Source organism: Chromobacterium sp. ASV23, from assembly GCF_016428945.1.
Classification (GTDB): domain Bacteria; phylum Pseudomonadota; class Gammaproteobacteria; order Burkholderiales; family Chromobacteriaceae; genus Chromobacterium; species Chromobacterium sinusclupearum.
On the sequence record NZ_JAELTR010000035.1, the window covers coordinates 1 to 21,043 of the forward strand.

Genomic DNA, 21,043 nt, shown 5'->3' on the forward strand with positions numbered 1-21,043 from the left:
CCCCCCCCCCCCCCCCCCCCCCCCCCCCCCCCCCCCCCCCCCCCCCCCCCCCCCCCCCCCCCCCCCCCCCCCCCCCCCCCCCCCCCCCCCCCCCCCCCCCCCCCCCCCCCCCCCCCCCCCCCCCCCCCAAAAAACTTTTTTTCGTGCTGTCGTCGGCAGCGTCAGATGTGTATAAGAGACAGCCTGCAACTAGTGCGGGTGGTAATTGGTCGCGTGATTCGTCGACGGGAAAACCTGTTCCGCCGTCGTCTACATCAAAAATTACAGGTCCAGATCCTGCACAATATTGTTCAGATTTGGGTCCCGGCGCGACGTTAGATAATGCAACATGGGGTGCAAATTATTGTCGTGTTTGTGCAAATGGTAATCCATTCATGTGTTCTGGCCATCCAGTTTATATTGCTCCGCCATCCTCTCCGTGTCCTGCGGGTTATGATGTCAATGGTTCGGCTTGTGGGTTGACGGATGCTAGTAAGGTGCCTATGCCTCCCGGAAATCCGTGTCAGGTTGATGCTACTGGTGATAAGCCTACTGTTGATATGCGAAATCCTGCATGTGCTGCTGTGGGTTCTGATGGTGGTATAACAATGAAAAACGGCACATTTTCAGTAGTTTCGAATGACAATATAAAACTTTATATGTCAAAAGATGCTGCCAAAAATAACCCTGATAAACCTGCAGCTGTTTCGTTCCCTATTGGTGGTGGTATTCAGGTTAAACAGTATGATGCTGCAAATGATCAAACCTATGTTACGAATATAGCGGGTGGGGTGGTTACAGGGCAGGGCGTTGAAAAGGGCAATACGACTAACGGCGTTTCTCTTGGCGTTCCGGGCGCTGGCACGGGTACTAAGCCGGGTACGGGTACTGATCCTGGCACGGGAACCGGAACCGGTTCTGATACTGGACATGGAGGCCAAACTCATATTACGTGTAATGACGTGAATACCTGCGGTGTGGCGCAAGATGGTACGCTCAAAGATGTAGCGGCGTCGATGAAAGATTTTTTCGCCAATTTCACGACGGTTATACAAATGCCGCAAGTCTATACGCCAAATAAGGATACATTTCAGAGTAAATTCCAGTCGTTTCAGCAGGCTGTTACCGCGACGCCATTTGTGAATGCGACGGCTGGATTTTTCAAGATCACTATCGGCGCGGGTGCGTGCCCGACCTATACGATCCCGGCCATTCAGATTGATGGTGCGGGGTCGCTCCCGCCTGTAACGATAGATCAGTTTTGTTCTCAGCCAGCGCAGAATATGTTCCACGTCATATATGGCGTTTGGTGCGTCATGTGTGCGTTCTTCGCTTTCCGTCGCGCCATTGAATAAGGGGAATTCATGACAGCCTTTTTTCAGAACTGCATCAATTTGATGATGGCGATTTTAAAATCCATCCCGGATATGCTTTACGATGTCGCGGTGAAAATATTCGGTGAGCTTTTGAATCTGGTCACGTTTATCATATCGCTAATACCCTTTCCGCAAGCGCTTGCGGGTGGCTTGCAATCGTTCTTGGATGGCTTGGGCGGGGACATTCTTTACTTTCTCGGCGTGACGGGATTTGCAACGGGGATGTCTATTATTGGCGCGGCTTACGTGTTTCGCGTAATTCGCAAGTTTGTAACGCTATTCCAATGGTGATGACATGATAACGGCAGAAATCATTGAATTATTTATGGTGTTATTGTTTATGGCATTTTTTGTATGGATGGCACTCAAATGACTTATTCAGTGACCCTTCAGGATTTGGACCATATTGTTAGGTTCACCATGTTTTACACTGTCACGATGGCGGTTTTGTTGGGAATGATATTTGGAATGTCATTTGTGTTTTTTAAGGGCATTTTTGAATTTTTTTACATTAAATACGTTCGACCGCGTGTGTATCGAACGGTATTCGAATATAAGGGCCGTAAGTTTATCAGGAGGGCTATTCGAAAATGATCGTTTTTCATGAGGGCCTGCCCCGCGCTGGCAAATCCTACGAGGCTATGGTTAAACAGGCGTTACCCGCCATCAAAAATGGTCGTGTTGTTGTCACGAATATAAAGGGCCTGAATCATAAAAAAGTTGCCACGATTCTTGAAATGGAATTGGACGCCGTTGAAAAACTGCTGATTCAGGTTCCGTGGGAGAAATCAGGCGATATTCACGAATTTGCGGTTAATGACTGCCTCGTCATTTTCGATGAAGTGCAGGATTTTCACCCGTCAAAGTTTAAGTTGAGTCCCGCTCAAGTCGAATTCATTACCCAGCATGGCCAGCGCGGTATTGACGTTGTGTTGTGTGGTCAAGCATTTAAGAATATCCATGCATTTTGGCGCGATCGCGTCCAGCGCTTGATTTATTTCAAAAAGCTGTCTGCGCTAGGTGCCGAGGGTCGTTACCAGTGGGTGATGAATGAGCGCTCCGGCCCTGACAAGTTCGCCAAAGTGCAAAGCGGTGTCGAACGGTACGAACAGAAATATTACGGGATTTACAAAAGTCACGTCGATGGCGTTAATAACAAGGGCAATCTCAAGGACGAACGCGCCAGTATCTTCAGGTCCAAGCTGTTCACTACCGTTATCCCGTTGTTTGTGCTGTTGGCTGGCGCTGCCGTTTATTTTCTGTGGGGCTTCTTTCATGGGTCCGCGCCGCTGGCAGGCAATGCGCAAACTCAGACGCAAGGGCAGGGCGCTGCGGTCTCGGCTACGGCTGCTGTTACTAGCGCTACCGGCGCGCAGCAGGTCAAGCCGGTGCAAGGGCAGGGCGTCAACGAGAATACCAGTCAGCAACCTGCAGACTACGTTACTAGCATGTTGACCAAATATCGCCCGCGGCTTGCCGTTTTGGTGCGCAACGCCAAGCAAACTGACGGTCTGGTAGAGGTTATGGACGAGGCCTACCACGTCCGCGAACAGTTCCGCTTGTCTGGTCTGGTCTATTTCGGCTATCGCTACGAACTGCGCGGCGACTATGTTGTACTCACGCGCATGGATGGCACGGGCGGACCTCATGTTGTAACCGCGTGGCCGATAGACCAATGGGGCAAAGCCCAGGACAACAAATCAGGGACAGGCCAGTCTGTGCCGCCTCCGGTTCGCATGGATGCGTCACAGTCGGCGTCATCGCACGTCTACGCTCTTGAAGACCATACACGTTATCCGAAGCGTGAATTGTCGATCAAGAGTGGTTTTTAATGAGAGGTATTCGCGCCATCGGGCGCGCTGGATATTTTCGGGGTGTCAATGACTGGCTCGGGAGACCGCGCAGCGGCGGCCAGTCGTTGACGCCCTGCGATCTGATACCCTTTAGCGCTCCCTGGATGATGTTGAAAACATCACCCGGGGACGCCTGCCCGGCGAGGGCTGGTTTGTATTTAGCTTGTAACGCTTTCGCGGTTTGTTGGGCTGTGCAGCTTTTGCAAGATTTCTGCATAGCGGTCTAGTAGCTCCTGCTTCGGCGTTCTCGGCAGTCTTAATGGAAGTAGGCCGATTTGTCGTACCACGCTGTCGCGCTGGCGGTCTTTGTCTTCTTTTCCTGCGTGTGAGCTGTCATCTAGTTCGATGATGGCAACCATGGTCAAGTCTGCTTTGCAGATCAGAAAATCCGCCACTTTTTGGCTCATGGTTCTGTGCAGCCACATGTTTTGCTTGTAGCTTCCGCCTTTTGCATCAAGGATTTGGCTAAAGGCGACCTGCGGGAAGACAAGGAAATTTGGTGACAGACTTTTGACTAGGCGCTGGTAACACTCGATTTCCCGCTCGGTGAGAATTGTTTTTCTCTTTAATACGAACCTTGCATTTCCGAAGTCGATCTTTTTTTCCGGCTCGCTTTCAATGGCATTTTCGATCTCTTGCGCGTTGATACGCTGGACTTGCGGGCGTTGAGGCTGTGGTTGCGGTGGTATTGGATTGATCTGCAGTTCTGTTTTCGGCGGCTTTTTAGTGGTCTTTGGCTTGTTCTTTTTGAGTGCAGCAGCTGCCCCGATCATGATGGTTAGGAATACAAGGAAGCCTGTCATTGGCTTTGCTCCGGTGCTTTCTTCGAGGGTGTCAATCATACCTCTACGTGTTTGTCATTGCTTGTGGAAATAGAAGTGGGAAATTTTACTTTTTTCTATCGAGTGGGAAAATCTGGTTAATAAGCCAACCGGCGCGGGCCTGCTGGTGACAGTTGCTGCGGTAGAAGTCGCGTTCGGTCATGAGCGTTTCGATAAGTTCGGTCTGTTGCGTTACAAGCCGATTCAGCCGTCGATATTCTGGCAGCATGGCGATTTCGTCGTAAGGGATGCGGACGCCGGTTGCTGGGCATTCCAGGGCGTCGCCGTGCTGGCTGAGTCGAAATCCGCGAAAAGGTCCGAACTGACTACCCAGCGCCGTGTCTGATTTGTGATTCAGCCATAAGTAGACCGCTTTCGGCACCGGCTCGCGTCCGCGTCGCCAGTAGGCTAGCTGCTGCGCAGTGACGCCCAGTTCAGCAGCCATTTGTTCAATGTCACCAAAACAAACAGCCCGGTAGAGGTCGTCCGGGCTGCAAGGGAAGTTTGCGATCGGTCTCATCTTGCTGCGGGTCGAAGTTTGCGAGGTGCCAGTTTCTCCCGTGTGTTGTACAGAAACGACATGATGCGTGTCAGTGTCATCGTAAGCATACGCTTCAAAATCCGCCTTCTGATGATTTGACATAATATAGATTATGCGAACTATCATGATGAAATTGCCGAGCGCCGCCGCGCCGAGACGACCTTGGATCGCTTGGCTCACCATGATACCCTGACTGGCCTCCCCAACCGCTTGCAATTCCAGCAACGGCTGAGCCATGCGCTGGACCGCTCCGCGATGGGCGAACATGGTTTGGCGTTGCTGTTTATCGATCTGGACAGGTTCAAGGATGTCAACGATACACAGGGCCACCACATAGGCGACTTGCTGTTGATCGCAGTGGCCAACAGGCTGCTTGCCCATGTCCCGCCAGGCGATCTGCTGGCCCGTTTGGGCGGAGACGAGTTTGTCTGCGTGATGGAGGGCTTGGAAAAGCAGGATGCGGCTGATGCCGCTGCCGGCCGTTTGTTGTCTCTGTTCGAGCGCCCTTTCGATATCGGCAGTCAGGATATTTATCTATCCGCCAGCATAGGCATCAGTTTTTCCCGGCAGGACGGCGCCGATGGGGACACCTTGCTGCGCAACGCCGACCTGGCGATGTACCAAGCCAAGGCTGCAGGCCGAAACCGCTGCTTGCGCTACACGCCTGAGCTATCTTCCGCCTTGGAGCAGCGCGTGTTGATTGAGCGCCACCTGCGCCAAGCGATAGAGATCGGCGAAATCGACGTGCATTTTCAGCCCAAGATCGCGTGCGACAGCGGCGAGCTGTATGGCGCGGAAGCCTTGGCGCGTTGGCACAGCCCCGCCTTGGGCGAGATAGGTCCGGCCCGATTCATTCCGATTGCCGAGGAAAGCGGGCTGATCGAGGCGCTGGGCGATTTGGTGCTGGACAAAAGCTGCCACCAATTGGCCCAGTGGCTGGCGGACGGCTTCGCCGTGCCTTCGGTTTCGGTGAATCTTTCCGTCAGACAGTTGGAGCGGATGGATTTCCCGCAGCGGGTTGAGTCGATGCTGGAGCGCTATGCCCTGCCCCCTTCCCTGCTGGAAATGGAAATCACCGAAAGCGTGATCATGGCGGCCGATGACGTCGTCGCCGCCTTGACGGCCTTGCGCAAACTGGGTGTCCGCCTGTCTATAGATGATTTTGGCACAGGCTATTCCTCGCTGGCCTATTTGCATCAGTTGCCGGTGCAGACGCTCAAGATTGATCGCAGCTTCATCCTGGGCATTGGCGGCGGGCAGGACGGAGAGGCCATTGTCCGCAGCATCCTGTCGCTAGCGTCCAATCTGGCGTTGGATACCGTTGCCGAAGGCGTGGAGACCGCCGAACAGGCGGATTTTCTGCGCAAAGCGGGATGTTCGGCCATTCAGGGATTTTTCTACGGACGGCCATTGCCGGCAATGGACTTCTCGGCACGCTGGCGCGACGCGGCGCTTTCTTGAGCGTGGCCAGCCTCCCATAACAGGCATGAAAAAACGCCGTCCTCCTGCGGGATGGACGGCGTCGTTATGGTTAGCCCCTCAATGTTGCTATCAAGCCTTGCTGGCGGCCAGCTCCTGGTATTCCTGGATCTGGTCGAAGTTCAAGTACTTGTAAACTTCGGCACCCTTCTCGTTGATGATGCCGATGTTCGCCTGATACTCCTCTACTGTCGGGATCTTGCCTAGCTTGGAGCAGATCGCCGCCAGTTCGGCCGAGCCCAGGAACACGTTGGAGTTCTTGCCCAGACGGTTCGGGAAGTTGCGCGTGGAGGTGGACATCACTGTCGCGCCTTCGCGCACCTGCGCCTGGTTGCCCATGCACAGCGAGCAGCCCGGCATTTCCAGACGCGCGCCGGCACGGCCCAGCACGCCGTAGTGGCCTTCCTCGGTCAGTTGCTTGGCGTCCATCTTGGTCGGCGGCGCCACCCACAGGCGCACCGGGATGTCGGCCTTGCCTTCCAGCAGCTTGGAGGCGGCGCGGAAGTGGCCGATATTGGTCATGCACGAACCGATGAACACTTCGTCGATCTTGGTGCCGGCCACTTCGGACATGTACTTCACGTCGTCCGGATCGTTCGGGCAGGCGACGATAGGCTCCTTGATCTCATTCATGTCGATTTCGATCACGGCGGCGTATTCGGCGTCGGCGTCGGCTTCCAGCAGCTTGCCATTGGCAATCCAGTCTTCCATGGCCTTGATGCGGCGTTCCAGCGTGCGCGCGTCCTGATAGCCGTCGGCGATCATGGACTTCATCAGCGTGATGTTGGAGCGCATATATTCGACGATGGGCTCTTTGTTCAGGTGCACGGTGCAGCCGGCGGCGGAGCGCTCCGCAGAGGCGTCGGTCAGTTCGAACGCTTGCTCAACCTTCAGGTCCGGCAGGCCTTCGATTTCCAGGATGCGGCCGGAGAAGATGTTCTTCTTGCCGGCTTTGGCCACGGTCAGCAGGCCAGCCTTGATCGCGTACAGCGGGATGGCGTTGACCAGATCGCGCAGGGTCACGCCCGGCTGCAGCTTGCCCTTGAAACGCACCAGCACCGACTCCGGCATGTCCAGCGGCATGACGCCGGTGGCGGCGGCAAAGGCCACCAGGCCGGAGCCGGCCGGGAAGGAAATGCCGATCGGGAAGCGGGTGTGGCTGTCGCCGCCGGTGCCCACGGTATCCGGCAGCAGCAGGCGGTTCAGCCAGCTGTGGATCACGCCGTCGCCCGGACGCAGCGAGACGCCGCCGCGGGTGGAGATGAAGGACGGCAGTTCCTTGTGCATCTTCACGTCCACCGGCTTCGGATACGCGGCGGTGTGGCAGAACGACTGCATCACCAGATCGGCGGAGAAGCCCAGGCAGGCCAGGTCTTTCAGCTCGTCGCGGGTCATCGGGCCGGTGGTGTCCTGCGAGCCGACAGTGGTCATCTTCGGTTCGCAGTAGGTGCCCGGACGCACGCCCTTGCCTTCCGGCAGGCCACAGGCGCGGCCGACCATCTTCTGGCCCAGGCTGAAACCCTTGCCGGAATCCACCGGCGCCTTGGGCAGGCGGAATGTGGTGGATGCCGGCAGGCCCAGCGCTTCGCGCGCCTTGGAAGTCAGGCCGCGACCGATGATCAGGTTGATGCGGCCGCCGGCGCGCACTTCGTCCAGGATCACTTCGGACTTCAGCTTGAATTCGGCCACCACGGCGCCGTTCTTCTCGATCTTGCCGCTGTACGGGTAGACGTCGATCACGTCGCCCATTTCCAGCTTGGACACGTCCACTTCGATCGGCAGCGAGCCGGAGTCTTCCTGGGTGTTGAAGAAGATAGGCGCGATCTTGCCGCCCAGGGTCACGCCGCCGAAGCGTTTGTTCGGCACGTAAGGAATATCCTGGCCGGTGGCCCACACCACCGAGTTGGTGGCGGATTTGCGGGAAGAGCCGGTGCCGACCACGTCGCCGACATAAGCCACCAGATGGCCCTTCTTCTTCAGGTCTTCGATAAACTGGATCGGGCCGCGCTTGCCGTCTTCTTCCGGCTTGAAGGCCGCGTCGGCGCGGGTGTTCTTCAGCATGGCCAGATAGTGCAGCGGGATGTCCGGGCGGCTCCAGGCGTCCGGCGCCGGGGACAGGTCGTCGGTATTGGTCTCGCCCGGCACCTTGAACACGGTGACGGTGATTTTCTCTGCCACTTCCGGACGGCTGGTGAACCATTCGGCGTTGGCCCAGGATTCGATCACTTCCTTGGCCACGGCGTTGCCCTTGTCCATCTTTTCCTTCACGTCATGGAAGGAATCGAACATCAGCAAGGTTTTCTTCAGGCCGGCGGCGGCGATCTTGGCCACGGACGGATCGTCCAGCAGGTCGACCAGCGGCTTGATGTTGTAGCCGCCCAGCATGGTGCCCAGGAGCTCGGTAGCGAGTTCGCGCGAAACCAGCGGCGACTTCACGCTGCCCTCGGCCACGGCGGCCAGGAAGGATGCTTTCACCTTGGCGGCGTCGTCCACGCCCGGCGGCACGCGGTGGGTGATCAGGTCGACCAGCGTGCTTTCCTCGCCCTTGGGCGGGTTTTTCAGCAGTTCGACCAGTTCTTCAACCTGCTTGGCGGACAGCGGCAGGGGCGGAATGCCCAGCGCGGCGCGCTCGGCAACGTGCTGACGATAAGCTTCTAGCATGACTCGGGACCTTCTTGGCTTTGGTTGTCGGCAAGCCTGCCAGCGAAAACGCCGACAGTCTCCACTCGGTAATTCTGCATCATACGCGCGCCGGGCGCTGCGAATATGCGCTTTGTAGTGGCTGAAGATTACGCTTTTCGGAGCTTGCATACAAACGAGTAATCGCAACACGCATTGTGAGTTAAAATCACAGCATGAGCGCCTACCCTCCTCTCAATTCCCTGCGGATTTTCGAAGCCGCCGCCCGCCTGGAAAGCTTCTCCGCCGCTGCGGGCGAATTATTCGTCACGCATGGCGCTGTGAGCAAACAGATAAAGCAGCTGGAAGATTGGCTGGGCGTGTCGCTGTTTGAGCGCAGCGGCGGCCGCGTCAAGCTCACCGACGCCGGCTGGCGCTATCTGGTGCAGGTGCAGGACGGCCTGGATCTGATCGCCAACGCCACGGCCCAACTGCTTCAGCCCAACCGGCAGCGCCGACTCAGCATCAATTCCACGCCCACGTTTGCCGCCTATTGGTTGCTGCCGCGGCTGGCTGGCTTCCGCGCCAGGCATCCCGATCTGGAACTGCATCTTGTCACGTCGGACCGTGACCTGTCGCGGCTGGATGCGCCGTTCGACATCGCCATTCGTCGCGGCCCCGGCGACTGGCCCGGCCATATCGCCAAACCCTTTTTGAAGGAATGGGAGCTGCCGCTGGCCAGCCCCGGCCTGCTGGCGCGCCTGCCGCTGAACAGTCCGGCCGATCTGGTCTCCCATACCCTGCTCCACGCGGACACCCGCCCCACGGCCTGGCCGCGCTGGCTGACGCTGGCCGGCGCGCCGGAGCTGAAGCCGGCTTGCAGCCTGCACTTCGACAAATTCTCGCTCGCCTTGCAAGCCGCCATAGACGGCTTGGGGGTGGTTTTGGGGCCGTTGCCGATGGCTCAGGCGCTGATAGCCTCCGGGCAACTGGTTTCGCCGCTGCCGGAGCCGGTGGTGACGGTGCGCGACTACTGCTGGGTCGTGCCGCGGATGTCCGCCGAGGATGCGACTGTGGAGGCTTTTTGCGGATGGCTGGAGAGCGAGGCGGCCAAAACCGCATGAATCGCCCGCCGTTGCGCGGACGGCCGCAACGCCATACAATGGCCCATCTGCTGCGGAGATGGCATTCCTCCCGTAACCGCCTTTGCGAAGGCTGATGATGCCTACAGTATTCCTGGACCGGAAGCTGTAGGTACGCATATCCCGCACCCACGGTCCAGGCGTGTCAATCTGACTGCACTGGACAAACGATGACTCCAAAACTCATCCCCGAACGGCTTTCCGTCCTGCCTTTCATCGGCAAATGGACGCTGTTGTCGCTACTGGTTGCCGCGCTTGTCGGCAGCGCCTCGGCCTTTTTCCTGTTCTCGCTGGAGTGGGCCACCCATACGCGCATCGCCCATGCTTGGCTGATCTGGCTGCTGCCGCTGGGCGGCTTCGCCGTCGGCATGCTGTATCTATGGTTTGGGCGCGAAGTCGAAGGCGGCAACAATCTGCTGATCGACGAGATTCACGACCCCAAAAAGGCCATCCCGCTGCGGATGGCGCCGCTGGTGCTGATTGGCACCGTCATTACCCATTTGTTTGGCGGCTCGGCCGGCCGCGAAGGCACGGCGGTGCAGATGGGCGGCGCCCTAGCCGATCAGGTCCACAAACTGTTCGGCCTGCCGACGTCGGAACGGCGCTTGCTGCTGATGGCCGGCATCAGCGCGGGTTTCGCCTCGGTTTTCGGCACGCCGCTGGCCGGCGCCATCTTTGGCCTGGAGGTGCTGGCCATCGGACGTATGCGCTACGATGCCATCCTGCCCTGCCTGCTTGCCGCCGTCGCGGGCGACCAGGTAGGCCTGCTGTGGGGCGTGCAGCACACCCATTACGCGATTCCGTATATTCCGCAACCGACTGCGCTGGGCCTTGGCGCGGCCATGGCGGCTGGCGTGGCATTCGGGCTGACTGGGAAATTGTTCGCGGAATCCGTCCATGCGCTGGCCGCGCTGTTCAAGCGGTTTGTCGCGTTTGCGCCGCTGCGGCCGCTGATTGGCGGCGGCTGCGTCGCCATCGCCGCCTCCTTGTTCGATGCCCGCGCCTACTTGGGCTTGGGCATTCCCAATATCGTGGCCGCCTTTCAGCACCCGCTGCCCTCCTATGACTTTGCCGGCAAGCTGGCGTTTACCATCGCCACGCTGGGCGCCGGCTTCAAGGGCGGCGAGGTGACGCCCTTGTTTTATATCGGCGCCACGCTGGGCAATGCGCTGTCGCCGTTGCTGCACCTGCCCGTTCCCCTGCTTGCGGGCATGGGCTTTGTCGCTGTCTTTGCCGGCGCGGCCAATACGCCGCTGGCTTCCACGGTCATGGCCATGGAGCTGTTCGGTCCGGAAATCGGCATTTATGCCGGGCTGGCTTGCGTGGTGGCTTATCTATGCTCCGGCCACTCCGGCATCTACCGGGCGCAACGCGTCGGCATCGCCAAGCGGCGCGGCGTGCCGGAAAGCATTCGGCTGTCGGAGTGGGCCGAGTTGCGCAAGGCGCCGCGGCCGTCCAGCCTTCAGGCGGATGCCGGCCCGCAAAATACGCAGAGTTAATGAGCCGGAGATGGCGGCACGCCTATCAGCTTGATCTCCAACGGCGCCGCGTCGCGCGGCAGCCATTTGTTGTAGATGCGCTTGAACGTGCCGTCCTTCTTGATGGCGGCGAAGCCATCCTGCCAGCGCCGCACCTCATCGCCCGGCGTGCCGCGGGAAAACGCCAGATACAACTCCAACGACTCCAGCACCCTCACCACCTCCACCGCATCGGGCGGCTGGTGGATGTCCTTCAGGACCGAGGCCACGACGAAGCCGCCCTCCACCCACATGTCGTAGCGGCCCAGCAGCATTTTCTGCGCCGTGATTTGCGGCGTAGGGGCAAGGTCCACCTCGACAAAGCCGGCTGCGGACGCGGCGTCGGCGAAGATGCTGCCGCGGTAGGCACCCACGGGGCGCTGGTAGATGCCGGCGCCCAGCGCCAGCAGTTTGGCGGCTTCGCCTTTGCGCGCCAGCAGCACGGTCTGCGATACCGCTATCGGCCCCAGCAGCGTCATCTGTTTCTCTCGCGCTTCGCTGCGGCCTACGGTGAACAGCATCACGTTGGGATTGGTCAGCAACTCTTTGTAACCGCGCGCCCAGGGCACCACCTCAATCGGGCTGTTGTCCTTGATGCGGGACTGGATTTCCCGCACCACTTCCACCGCCATGCCATCAGCTACGCCATTGTGTTGAAAGGTGATCGGCGGCCAGTCCTCGGTGTAGATGACAAGCGCCGATGCGGCGGACGACCAGATGGCTAGGCTGAACAGCAGTCCCAAAATACTGGCTCGCATGATGCACTCCTGGATGGAACTTTCTATCTTGATAGCCGCTCCACACCGCCTCCGCCCGTATCTTCGCTATAATTCGGCGTTGTGCCGACAATCCGCCGGCATTATCATTCGCGCACCTATCCATTCCAAAGGAAAGTCATGAGCCGCATCACCCTCTCCCGATTCCTGATCGAACAGCAGCGCAAGGCGGGCACGCTTCCCCCCGAACTGCGCCTGTTGATCGAAACGGTCGGACGCGCCTGCAAGGCCATCAGCTATTCGGTCAACAAGGGCGCTTTGGCCGGCGTGCTGGGCGAAGCCGGCACCGGCAACATCCAGGGCGAGGCTCAAAAGAAGCTGGACGTGATCGCCAACGACTACCTGCTTGACGCCAATGAGTGGGGCGGCAGCCTGGCCGCGATGGCGTCCGAGGAAATGGAACTGCCGTATCACATCCCGGGCGAATACCCCAAGGGCGAATATCTGCTGTTGTTTGATCCGCTGGACGGCTCGTCCAACATCGACGTCAACATTTCGGTCGGCACGATTTTCTCGATCCTGCGCTGCCCCGAAGGCGTGACGCTGCCGACCGAGCAGGACTTCATGCAGCCCGGCACCCATCAGGTGGCGGCCGGCTATACCGTGTACGGCCCGCAAACCCAATTGGTGCTGACTTTCGGCAGCGGCGTGCATGGCTTCACGCTGGATCGCGAACAGGGCTCGTTCGTATTGACCCATCCGGACATGCGCGTGCCGGAGCAGACCAGCGAATTCGCCATCAATATGTCCAATATGCGCCACTGGGAAGCGCCGGTGCGCCGTTATGTCGAGGAGCTGCTGGCAGGCAAGACCGGTCCGCGCGCCCGCGACTTCAATATGCGCTGGGTGGCGTCCATGGTGGCCGAAGTGCACCGCATTCTGACGCGCGGCGGCATCTTCATGTACCCCAAGGATGCGCGCGATCCCGCCAAGGCCGGCAAACTGCGGCTGATGTATGAAGGCAACCCCATGGCCTTCGTTGTCGAGCAGGCCGGCGGCGCGGCCACCAATGGCTACCAGCGCATCATGGACATCCAGCCGCAGAAGCTGCACGAACGCGTGGCGGTATTCCTGGGTTCGAAACAGGAAGTGGAGCGCGTCACGCGCTACCATCAAGAGCAAGCCTGATCCGGCTTTCACAAAACCAGCAAGCCCGCCTCCCGGCGGGCTTTTTCATGGCCAGCCGATCACCACACCCCATCCAATCGCGCGCTGCGCCGGCACACGCCGGGGCCGTGGAGACATGTCACGCCCTCAGGGCCGTCGGGCCGATGGCACGAACCACAAACGATGGTCATCCAGCGGCGTATCGGGCGGCAGGGCCGGATTGGCCAGCTCGATCACATGCCGGCGCGCCAGGCCGGCCCGCTCGATATTGGCCTGATTGTACTTCCAGAAAATAGCGTCGAAGCTGCCATCGTTCAGCATTTTTTCCAAGCCCATCTTGAGCCGGCTGGCCAGCCTCGGCTCGGCCGGGCTGACGAAAAAGTAGAACGGATAGATAGAGTGCAACAGCAAATCCTTTTCCACGGCTATGCCCTGCTCGGACAGATGGAAAGCCTGGAATTCCGTGAATATCTCGTTGACGCCGCGCGAATAGAAATCGAACCGGCCCGCAGTCAGCATCTTGAATAGCTTCTCGTAGGGATCGATCCACACGGTCAATCCAGCGTGGCGGCAGATGGCGATGTCGCCCCAGCCCGGCCCCATGCCGAAAGTAAAGCGCTTGAGATCGTCCCGCGTTTTCACTCCGGAAAAACGCGCCTGTTCGCCCGCGCGAATCAGGCCGATGCGATAGCCAAGCAATCCCTTCCCCAACGGGATGCGGATGGGAATCAAGGTTCGCTCACGCTCTACCGAAGTGGAGCCCCATACCAGGTTGACCGATTTGCCTGAAACCGCATCCGCCATATAGCGGGGCTCATTCATTTCGGCTTCCGGGTGGCTCATCACATACGGGCCGTATTCCGGAATGGTTTTGTCCAGCGCCGTGCGCAGTATCTCGATGTATTCCTGATAGCGCGGCGCGTCGCTGATATAACGTACCTCCATTGGGCTCTCGGCATGGGCCTGACATGACAAGAGCGCAAGCCACAACGCAAGCATCCATGCGCGCATCTCCTTCTCCCACAAGGCCGTTTAGGTCCAGTATAGAAAGCCCGGCGCGGCGTACTGCACGCTTGGCATGTCCAGAGGAGCCGCATTTTGCTAGAATTACGTCTCATTAGCCGATGAAAACAAACAAGCCACACATGTCTATCCAGATCAAAGACGCGACCGACATCGAAAAAATGCGAGTCGCGGGGCGTCTCGCCTCCGAAGTCCTCGACTTTATCACCCCGCACATCAAGCCCGGCGTCACCACCGAGGCCATCGACAAGCTGTGCCACGACTATATGGTCAATGTGCAAGGCACGATTCCGGCGCCGCTGAATTACGCGCCGGGCGGCCACAACCCCTACCCCAAGTCGATCTGCACCTCGGTCAATCACGTGATTTGCCATGGCATTCCCAACGACAAGCCGCTGAAGAACGGCGATATCGTCAATCTGGACATCACGGTGATCAAGGACGGCTACCACGGCGATACCAGCCGCATGTTCTATGTCGGCGATGTCAGCCCGCACGCCAAGCGCCTGTGCAAGATCACCTATGAGGCCATGTGGAAAGGCATCGAGAAAGTGAAGCCGGGCGCGATGCTCGGCGACATCGGCTATGCCATCCAGAGCTACGCCGAAGGCGCCGGGTACAGCGTAGTGCAGGAGTTCTGCGGCCACGGCATCGGCAAGAAATTCCATGAAGAACCGCAAATTCTGCACTATGGCCGCCCTGGCACCGGCCTGGAAATCCAGCCCGGCATGATTTTCACCATTGAGCCGATGATCAACCAAGGCAAGCGCCATCTGCGCATCCTGGCTGACGGCTGGACCGTGGTCACCAAGGACCGCAGCCTGTCCGCGCAATGGGAGCACACCGTGCTGGTGACCGACACCGGTTACGAGATCATGACCCAGTCCGCCGGCACGCCAGACAAGCCCAGCTTCAAATAAGCCCAATCGCCCCGCGCCTGCTGTCGCGGGGTTTTGTATTTTTGCGCCGCCGAATTCGTTGCGAATTGTTTCCTGCTTTAAATTACTCTTGCCAGGGCAAGTACTTGTTTCTAAACTGTATGAGCATTATTGCCCTATCGGCACGCAGCACGCGGGAGAACATCATGGCGCTGACCATCAACAGTAATTTGGCCTCATTGGCTGGCCAGGCTCAGCTGAACAAGACGCAGCAAGCCACCAAGCAGGTTCTGGCCCAACTTGCGTCCGGCTCGCAATTGAATAGCGCTGCGGACAATGCGGCGAATCTCGCCATTTCCCAGCAGCTGCAGGCGCAAATCAACGGCAGCAACCAGGCCATCAACAATACCAACGATGGCGTTTCGCTGGTGCAGACTGCCGACTCCGCCCTTGGCCAGATTCAGAGCAATACCCAGCAAATCCAGGAACTAGCCATCCAGGCAGGCGATGGCGCGCTGAATGCCGGCAACCGCCAGGCGCTGCAGCAGCAAGTGGATCAGCTGACTCAATCCAACTCGCAAATTGTGCAAAGCACGCAGTTCAATGGCACGCCCCTGCTGACCGGCGGCAACGCCTCCACCTTCCAAGTGGGGCCTAACGGCACCAGCAGCAACCAGATCACCGTTCCAAGCATCAATCTGACGGCCGCTCCCGGCGCTGGCGGCTTGAACGGCTATAACGCCAATCTGGCGGCGACCAATACTATCGACGTCACCACCCAGGCCAACGCGCTGAATGCGCAACAATCGGCGCAAAGCGATCTGCAAACGATAGGTTCGCAGCGCGCCACCCTTGGCGCGGTCAACAGCAGCTTTGAGGCTGTGGTGAATAATCTGCAGACCTCCAATATCGCCAACCAGGCTGCCAACAGCCGCATCAGCGATACCGACTTTGCCGCCGCCACCGCGAACCTGACCGCCCAGCAGATCCTAGGAAAAGCGGGCGCCGCCGCGTTGGGGCAAGCCAATATCGCGCCACAGGCTGCCTTGTCGCTGCTGGGGTAAGCTATTTTTAGCCAGAAGTTCCCGGCAAGGCAAAATATATACTCGGCTCTTGGGCTTGTTTTGGCAACGATGAGTCCTATATGATCGATATATGAATCCATTCCGGATTTGTCCAACGGGCACCCTTGCGGTGCCCTTTGTCCATCTGCAAGGAGCTCATATGTCTATCCCGCCCTCCATTATTGTGTCTACGCTGGATTACGAGCGTCTGGCAGCCGTACTGGAAACGTGCGAATACGGCCACCCCGTAGCCAGCCGCCTGGAGGCGGAACTGGAACGGGCGGACGTGGTGGAGCCATCTGCGATTCCGTCCGATGTCATCACCATGAACAGCACCGCTCGCGTCAAACTGGAAAGCGGCGAGGAAAAACAGCTGACTCTGGTTTACCCTAAAGACGCCGATGGGACGCTGGGCCGCATCTCTGTCCTGGCCCCTATCGGGGCCGCCTTGCTAGGGCTCTCGGTCGGGCAGACCATGCACTGGCCAACACCATCCGGCAGCGTTGCGTTGACCGTGCTGGAAATTGTCGAGCAGCCGGAGTCGGCCGGCGCGCTCCACCGTTAAGTACATCCGTTCACTCGGTATCGGCGTAGCGCTGCGCGATCTGGCGGAACTGCTCCGTGATCTGCATGAAAGCGTTGACCACGTCCGGATCGAAATGCCGGCCGCTCCCCTCCCTGATCATGTCGACCGCCGTTTCATGTGAAAACGGCGGCTTGTACACCCGCCGCGAAATCAGGGCGTCATAGACGTCCGCCACCGCCATCAGCCGCGCCGACAGCGGTATCTGCTCCCCGGCAAATCCTTCCGGATAGCCGCTGCCGTCCCACTTTTCCTGATGCGAATACGCGATTTCGCGCGCCAGCCTCAGGAAATTGCTTGGACCATCAAGCAGTTTCTCCGCCGTGGCGATGGCATCCCGGCCCAGCACGGTGTGCGTTTTCATGATTTCAAACTCATCCGGGGTCAGCTTCCCTGGTTTCAGCAGGATGCGGTCGGGAATGCCGACTTTGCCGATATCATGCAGCGGCGCGGATTTGTACAGCAGCTGTATGGTTTGCTCGTCGAGTTCGGTACGGTAGCGCGGGTGATTTCTCAGCTCTATCGCCAGCGCGCGCACGTAGTTCTGCGTCCGCAGCAAGTGGTTGCCGGTTTCGTGATCGCGCGTTTCGGCCAGCGCCGCCATCATCATGATGGTGACGTCCTGTATCACTTGCACCTCGCGCGTGCGACGCTCCACCTCGCTCTCCAAAAAGGCCGCCTTGTCCTGCAGAAAATCCGCCGCCGCTTTCAGCCGCACATGCGTCAGCACGCGCGCCAACACAATGGGCGGGGATATCGGCTTGATGATGTAATCGGCGGCGCCGGCATCGAAGCCGGCTTGCTCATCCTCGCTTTCGCCCTGCCCTGTCAGGAAAATCACCGGAATCGCCGCCGTGCGATCATCGGCCTTCAGACGCCGGCAAACTTCGTAGCCGCCGATGCCGGGCAGCATCACATCGAGCAGCACCAGATCCGGCAGCACCTCGCCAGATACAATCTGCAGCGCGCGCTCGCCGCTATTGGCTACCAACACCCGATAGCGCCCTTTGAGCAGGCCATACATCTGGGTCAGACACTCGGGCGCATCGTCCACGATCAGCACCGTCTGCAGGCTGGACTCCGCCATTCCGCTCATATCGTATGCTCCGATAAGGTCAGGCCAGCCGCCTTGGCCGCCGCGCGCAAATGCTCCAGCGCGGCGACAAAGTCGAAGCTGTTCAGACTGCGTTCAAACGCCTCGTAGGTGTCATCGGGAAAGCTGGCGCGAATATCCGGCGCGTGCTCCAGGAAGAAGCCTAGCGCCTCGCCATCTCCCAGCTGCAGCAGTAGCGCCAGTCGATTGAGCAAAGGCTCATCCGCTGCGCTGGGCGGCTGAGCCGTTTGCTTTGCGCTTGGCAAGGCCGCGCGCAAGGCCGCGATGGTTCGCGCCAGATCGTCCGCCAATTGCGCCAGCTCGGCCGTCGCATCCTGCCCATCCCGCAATGCGCGCTCCAGGCGCGCTGCGCCGTTCTGCAACGCCTCCAGACCTATGCTGCCGGCTGCGCCCTTCAAGGTATGCGCGATCCGTTGCGCTACCGCGCGATCGCCCTCCTCCAAGGCCGTGGAGATTCGCGCCGGCGCATCGACCTCCTCCTCAACGAACTGCCAAAGCACGTGCAAATACAGCTCGCGGTTGCCGGCCACGCGCGCCAGACCCGCAACCTGATCCAAGCCCGCCACTTCGGGCAGCGGAAGCGGCTGCTCTTGCGCCTCCTTGGTTGTCGGCATCTGCGGCACGGGCAACCAGCGCAGCAGCGCGGAAAACAGCTCATGCGGATCTATCGGCTTGGGCACATGATCGACCATGCCGGCGGCAAGGCAACGTCCCCGATCATCGCCCATCGCATCGGCCGTCATCGCAATGATGGGCAGCTCGGCAAACCCGTCTTGCGCGCGGATTCTGCGCGTCGCCTCAATGCCGTCTATGCCTGGCATTTGCACGTCCATCAGGATCGCATCGAAGCCTTTGGGGCCGTAGGCGGCCAACTTGTCCAAAACCGCCTGCCCATCGCCCACCACGGTGAGCGTGGCGCCGGTGCCTTCCAGCAGCTCTACCGCGATTTGCTGGTTGATCCGGTTGTCCTCGGCCAATAGCAAATGCATGCCATGCAGGTCCGGCAGCCCCATCAGCGGGGAGGCATCGCCCCCGCGGCCGAAGCCGAATGCCTCCAGCAAGGCGTCGTACAAGGAAGATTGGCTGACAGGCTTGGTCAGAAAACCGTCGCAGCCAGCCGCCCTGGCCTGGCTGCGCACCTCGTCTCGGCCGAACGCGGTAACCAGGATGACCCGCAGCTTGCGGCTGATCTGCCGCATGCGCCGTATGGTTTCCAGACCGTCCATTTCCGGCATCATCCAGTCCACCAGCGCGATGTCGAATGGCCAATCCCGGCAATGCTGGCGCACCAACGCCACGGCTTCCGCCCCAGTGGCGCAATCGGTGACCGCAAAGTCCAGCATGCGCAGCTGTTCGCACAGCACATTCAGCGCGGCTTGGTTGTCATCGACCACCAGCACGCGAAGCCCGCGCATTTCCGTGGGCAACGGCGGACGCTTGCCTGCCGAGTGGTCATTGGACACGCCCAGCCAGCATTGGAAAATGAAGGAGCTGCCCCAGCCCGGCGCCGACTCCACCCGCACCGAGCCCCCCATCATTTCTACCAGCCGCTTGACGATGGCCAGCCCGAGGCCGGTCCCGCCAAATCGCCGGGAAGTGGAGCTGTCTGCTTGGCTGAAAGCCTGGAATAAGCGCGCGCATTGTTCTTCACTCATGCCGATGCCGGTATCGTGCACGCAAAAATTCAGTTGCACTTTTTCGCCCATGCGCCCGCTCACGCCAATGATGACGGCAACCTGTCCTTTATCGGTGAACTTGATGGCGTTGTTCACCAGATTGGTCAGCACCTGCCCCAGGCGCAGCGCATCGCCCACCAAGGCCTGCGGCACTTCCCGGCTGGTTTCAAAGACCAGTTCCAGCCCTTTGTCAGCCGCCTTTTGCGCAACCAGCGCCGATACCCCGTCCAGCATGTCGTCAAGCCAGAACGGTTGCGTCTCCAGCTCCAGACGACCCGCCTCCACCTTGGAAAAATCCAGAATGTCGTTGATGATGCCAAGCAATAAAGTGCCGGCATTGTGTATCTTGCCGATATAGTCGCGTTGCTGCTCGCTCAGGCCCGTGCGCATGGCCAGGTAGGACATGCCGATGATGGCGTTCATCGGCGTGCGGATCTCATGGCTCATATTGGCCAGGAAAATCGATTTGGCGCGCGTGGCTTGCTCGGCCACCTGCTTGGCATGGCTAAGCGCCGCCGCGCTATCCGCCAGTTGCGCATACAACCGCCCGTTTTCCAGCAACAGCACCAAGAGCACAAAGCTCGCCGCCATCAAGCCGAAACTCCTGCCGACGTAAAAACCCAGGTCAAAGCGGGCGGCGTTGAACATGGTGGACAGGCCGACGTCGCACAGCCAGGCGAGCATCACCACGGCCAGCCATACATCCAGCAACGATTGCGGCCGGCGCAGCAACACCATGCCCAGCGCCAGCGCGCTCACGCCCCAGACAGCTGACACCGCGGCCCACATCAGCGGCGAGTAGCGGTTGCCATGCATGATGGCGGGCAAGGCGTCATGTCCCCATATCGCCAACAGCACCAGCGCGGCCACAGCCAGAAAGGTTTGCGCGATGGCGCGCAAAATCCATTTCAAACCGCTCCCATCGTTAGAAAAGGCGCTGTCAGGGGCTTGCCGCGCGTAGGCGATCACCATCACAGGAAAGCCGAAATGCCAGAGCATGTACAGCCAGGCAGTGGTCTGTGGCCCGCCGCTGAGCCAGCCCCGCTCAGTGAGCAAGCCGGGAAAGCTTAGCGCGTGGCATATCGCCATCAGCGCGGTGAACAGATAGCCGACCGCCAGCAGACGCAAGCCGGGATGGCGCAGAATGGCGAATTGGCCGAACAGCAATGCCGAAGTCACCAAATCGTTGGCCGCCAGCGCGGATTGATAGGCAGGAATGAAGGCCCATACTTTGGGTAGAGGGGTTTGGGCATAAGGCAAGGCCGCGATGAAGACCAATAGCGACCAGACGGCCACCGCCAGGGCAAGCCTGCGCTGTCCGCGCGTCGGCGACTGCGTGGAAAGAAACGCCAGTTCGGGAGAGGAATCCGAATCCGCTTGCTGCATGAGCGCCATCCTCCGCGTGTCGACAGGTTTTCTGGCTGTCTAAAACCAGGCAAACCGGGGGATGCTTATGTATAGGGCATTCCTGATCATCCTGCATATCAAGAAACCA

The 21,043-nt window shown here is 59.4% G+C and carries 17 protein-coding genes and 1 riboswitch; of the genes, 10 read left to right on the plus strand and 7 right to left on the minus strand.

All coding sequences use genetic code 11. From position 1 onward, the window contains the following. The first annotated feature begins 587 nt into the window (after window positions 1-587). The 3 genes from JHD59_RS14280 (at window position 588) to JHD59_RS14290 (ending at window position 3,187) form a co-directional block, all read left to right on the plus strand. Window positions 588-1,334, plus strand: a complete 747-nt coding sequence (locus tag JHD59_RS14280) for a hypothetical protein (protein WP_199154753.1) — start codon at window positions 588-590, stop codon at window positions 1,332-1,334. 9 nt (window positions 1,335-1,343) lie between these two features. Further along, window positions 1,344-1,646, plus strand: a complete 303-nt coding sequence (locus tag JHD59_RS14285) for a DUF2523 family protein (RefSeq protein ID WP_199154724.1) — start codon at window positions 1,344-1,346, stop codon at window positions 1,644-1,646. A gap of 299 nt (window positions 1,647-1,945) precedes the next feature. Beyond that, window positions 1,946-3,187, plus strand: a complete 1,242-nt coding sequence (locus tag JHD59_RS14290; protein WP_199154725.1) for a zonular occludens toxin family protein — start codon at window positions 1,946-1,948, stop codon at window positions 3,185-3,187. A 179-nt stretch (window positions 3,188-3,366) separates the two neighbouring features. On the opposite strand, the gene JHD59_RS14295 is transcribed toward JHD59_RS14290, so the two are convergent. Continuing rightward, window positions 3,367-4,050, minus strand: coding sequence for a DUF2726 domain-containing protein (locus JHD59_RS14295; protein WP_199154726.1), 684 nt, complete (start codon window positions 4,048-4,050; stop codon window positions 3,367-3,369). A gap of 46 nt (window positions 4,051-4,096) precedes the next feature. Next, window positions 4,097-4,750: a hypothetical protein gene (locus JHD59_RS14300; RefSeq protein ID WP_199154727.1), complete on the minus strand. Its 654-nt coding sequence runs from the start codon at window positions 4,748-4,750 to the stop codon at window positions 4,097-4,099. On the opposite strand from JHD59_RS14300, the gene JHD59_RS14305 reads away from it, so the two are divergent. Then, window positions 4,733-6,031, plus strand: coding sequence for a bifunctional diguanylate cyclase/phosphodiesterase (locus tag JHD59_RS14305; protein WP_199154728.1), 1,299 nt, complete (start codon window positions 4,733-4,735; stop codon window positions 6,029-6,031). The genes JHD59_RS14300 and JHD59_RS14305 overlap by 18 nt on opposite strands. Window positions 6,032-6,121: 90 nt before the next feature. Here JHD59_RS14305 and acnB read toward each other — a convergent pair whose 3' ends face one another. After that, window positions 6,122-8,710, minus strand: coding sequence for a bifunctional aconitate hydratase 2/2-methylisocitrate dehydratase (gene acnB, locus JHD59_RS14310; protein ID WP_199154729.1), 2,589 nt, complete (start codon window positions 8,708-8,710; stop codon window positions 6,122-6,124). Window positions 8,711-8,904: 194 nt separating this feature from the next. On the opposite strand from acnB, the gene gcvA reads away from it, so the two are divergent. Together gcvA and JHD59_RS14320 are read left to right on the plus strand one after the other, a co-directional pair. Continuing rightward, window positions 8,905-9,792: a transcriptional regulator GcvA gene (gene gcvA / locus JHD59_RS14315; RefSeq protein WP_199154730.1), complete on the plus strand. Its 888-nt coding sequence runs from the start codon at window positions 8,905-8,907 to the stop codon at window positions 9,790-9,792. Window positions 9,793-9,837: 45 nt separating this feature from the next. After that, window positions 9,838-9,903: riboswitch (Fluoride riboswitch) on the plus strand. A 77-nt stretch (window positions 9,904-9,980) separates the two neighbouring features. Beyond that, window positions 9,981-11,309, plus strand: a complete 1,329-nt coding sequence (locus JHD59_RS14320; protein WP_199154731.1) for a voltage-gated chloride channel family protein — start codon at window positions 9,981-9,983, stop codon at window positions 11,307-11,309. On the opposite strand, the gene JHD59_RS14325 is transcribed toward JHD59_RS14320, so the two are convergent. Continuing rightward, on the minus strand, window positions 11,306-12,085 hold the full coding sequence (locus JHD59_RS14325; protein ID WP_199154732.1) for an ABC transporter substrate-binding protein: 780 nt from the start codon (window positions 12,083-12,085) through the stop codon (window positions 11,306-11,308). The genes JHD59_RS14320 and JHD59_RS14325 overlap by 4 nt on opposite strands. 138 nt (window positions 12,086-12,223) lie before the next feature. On the opposite strand from JHD59_RS14325, the gene JHD59_RS14330 reads away from it, so the two are divergent. Continuing rightward, the gene (locus JHD59_RS14330) at window positions 12,224-13,231 is read left to right on the plus strand and encodes a class 1 fructose-bisphosphatase (protein ID WP_103321691.1); all 1,008 of its coding nucleotides are present in this window, start codon (window positions 12,224-12,226) and stop codon (window positions 13,229-13,231) included. Between the two features lie 126 nt (window positions 13,232-13,357). Here JHD59_RS14330 and JHD59_RS14335 read toward each other — a convergent pair whose 3' ends face one another. Further along, window positions 13,358-14,155, minus strand: a complete 798-nt coding sequence (locus JHD59_RS14335; RefSeq protein WP_199154733.1) for an amino acid ABC transporter substrate-binding protein — start codon at window positions 14,153-14,155, stop codon at window positions 13,358-13,360. A gap of 200 nt (window positions 14,156-14,355) precedes the next feature. Here JHD59_RS14335 and map point away from each other — a divergent pair, with 200 nt between their 5' ends. The 3 genes from map to rnk all read left to right on the plus strand — a co-directional run bounded on the left by map (window position 14,356) and on the right by rnk (window position 16,740). Beyond that, window positions 14,356-15,153 (plus strand): type I methionyl aminopeptidase, encoded by a 798-nt coding sequence (gene map, locus JHD59_RS14340; RefSeq protein WP_103321689.1) that lies wholly within the window; start codon window positions 14,356-14,358, stop codon window positions 15,151-15,153. A 164-nt stretch (window positions 15,154-15,317) separates the two neighbouring features. Further along, window positions 15,318-16,175: a flagellin gene (locus JHD59_RS14345; protein WP_199154734.1), complete on the plus strand. Its 858-nt coding sequence runs from the start codon at window positions 15,318-15,320 to the stop codon at window positions 16,173-16,175. Between the two features lie 160 nt (window positions 16,176-16,335). Beyond that, window positions 16,336-16,740, plus strand: a complete 405-nt coding sequence (rnk, locus tag JHD59_RS14350; RefSeq protein WP_199154735.1) for a nucleoside diphosphate kinase regulator — start codon at window positions 16,336-16,338, stop codon at window positions 16,738-16,740. A gap of 10 nt (window positions 16,741-16,750) precedes the next feature. Here the strand turns inward: rnk and JHD59_RS14355 are convergent, their stop codons facing one another. Both JHD59_RS14355 and JHD59_RS14360 read right to left on the minus strand, forming a co-directional pair. Further along, window positions 16,751-17,854 carry an HD-GYP domain-containing protein gene (locus tag JHD59_RS14355; protein WP_233164179.1) on the minus strand — a complete coding sequence of 368 codons (1,104 nt, stop codon included), beginning with the start codon at window positions 17,852-17,854 and terminating at the stop codon, window positions 16,751-16,753. Then, complete coding sequence (locus JHD59_RS14360; protein WP_199154736.1) at window positions 17,851-20,934, minus strand: response regulator; 3,084 nt, start codon at window positions 20,932-20,934, stop codon at window positions 17,851-17,853. Before JHD59_RS14360 ends, JHD59_RS14355 begins: the two co-directional genes overlap by 4 nt. Window positions 20,935-21,043: the final 109 nt, after the last annotated feature.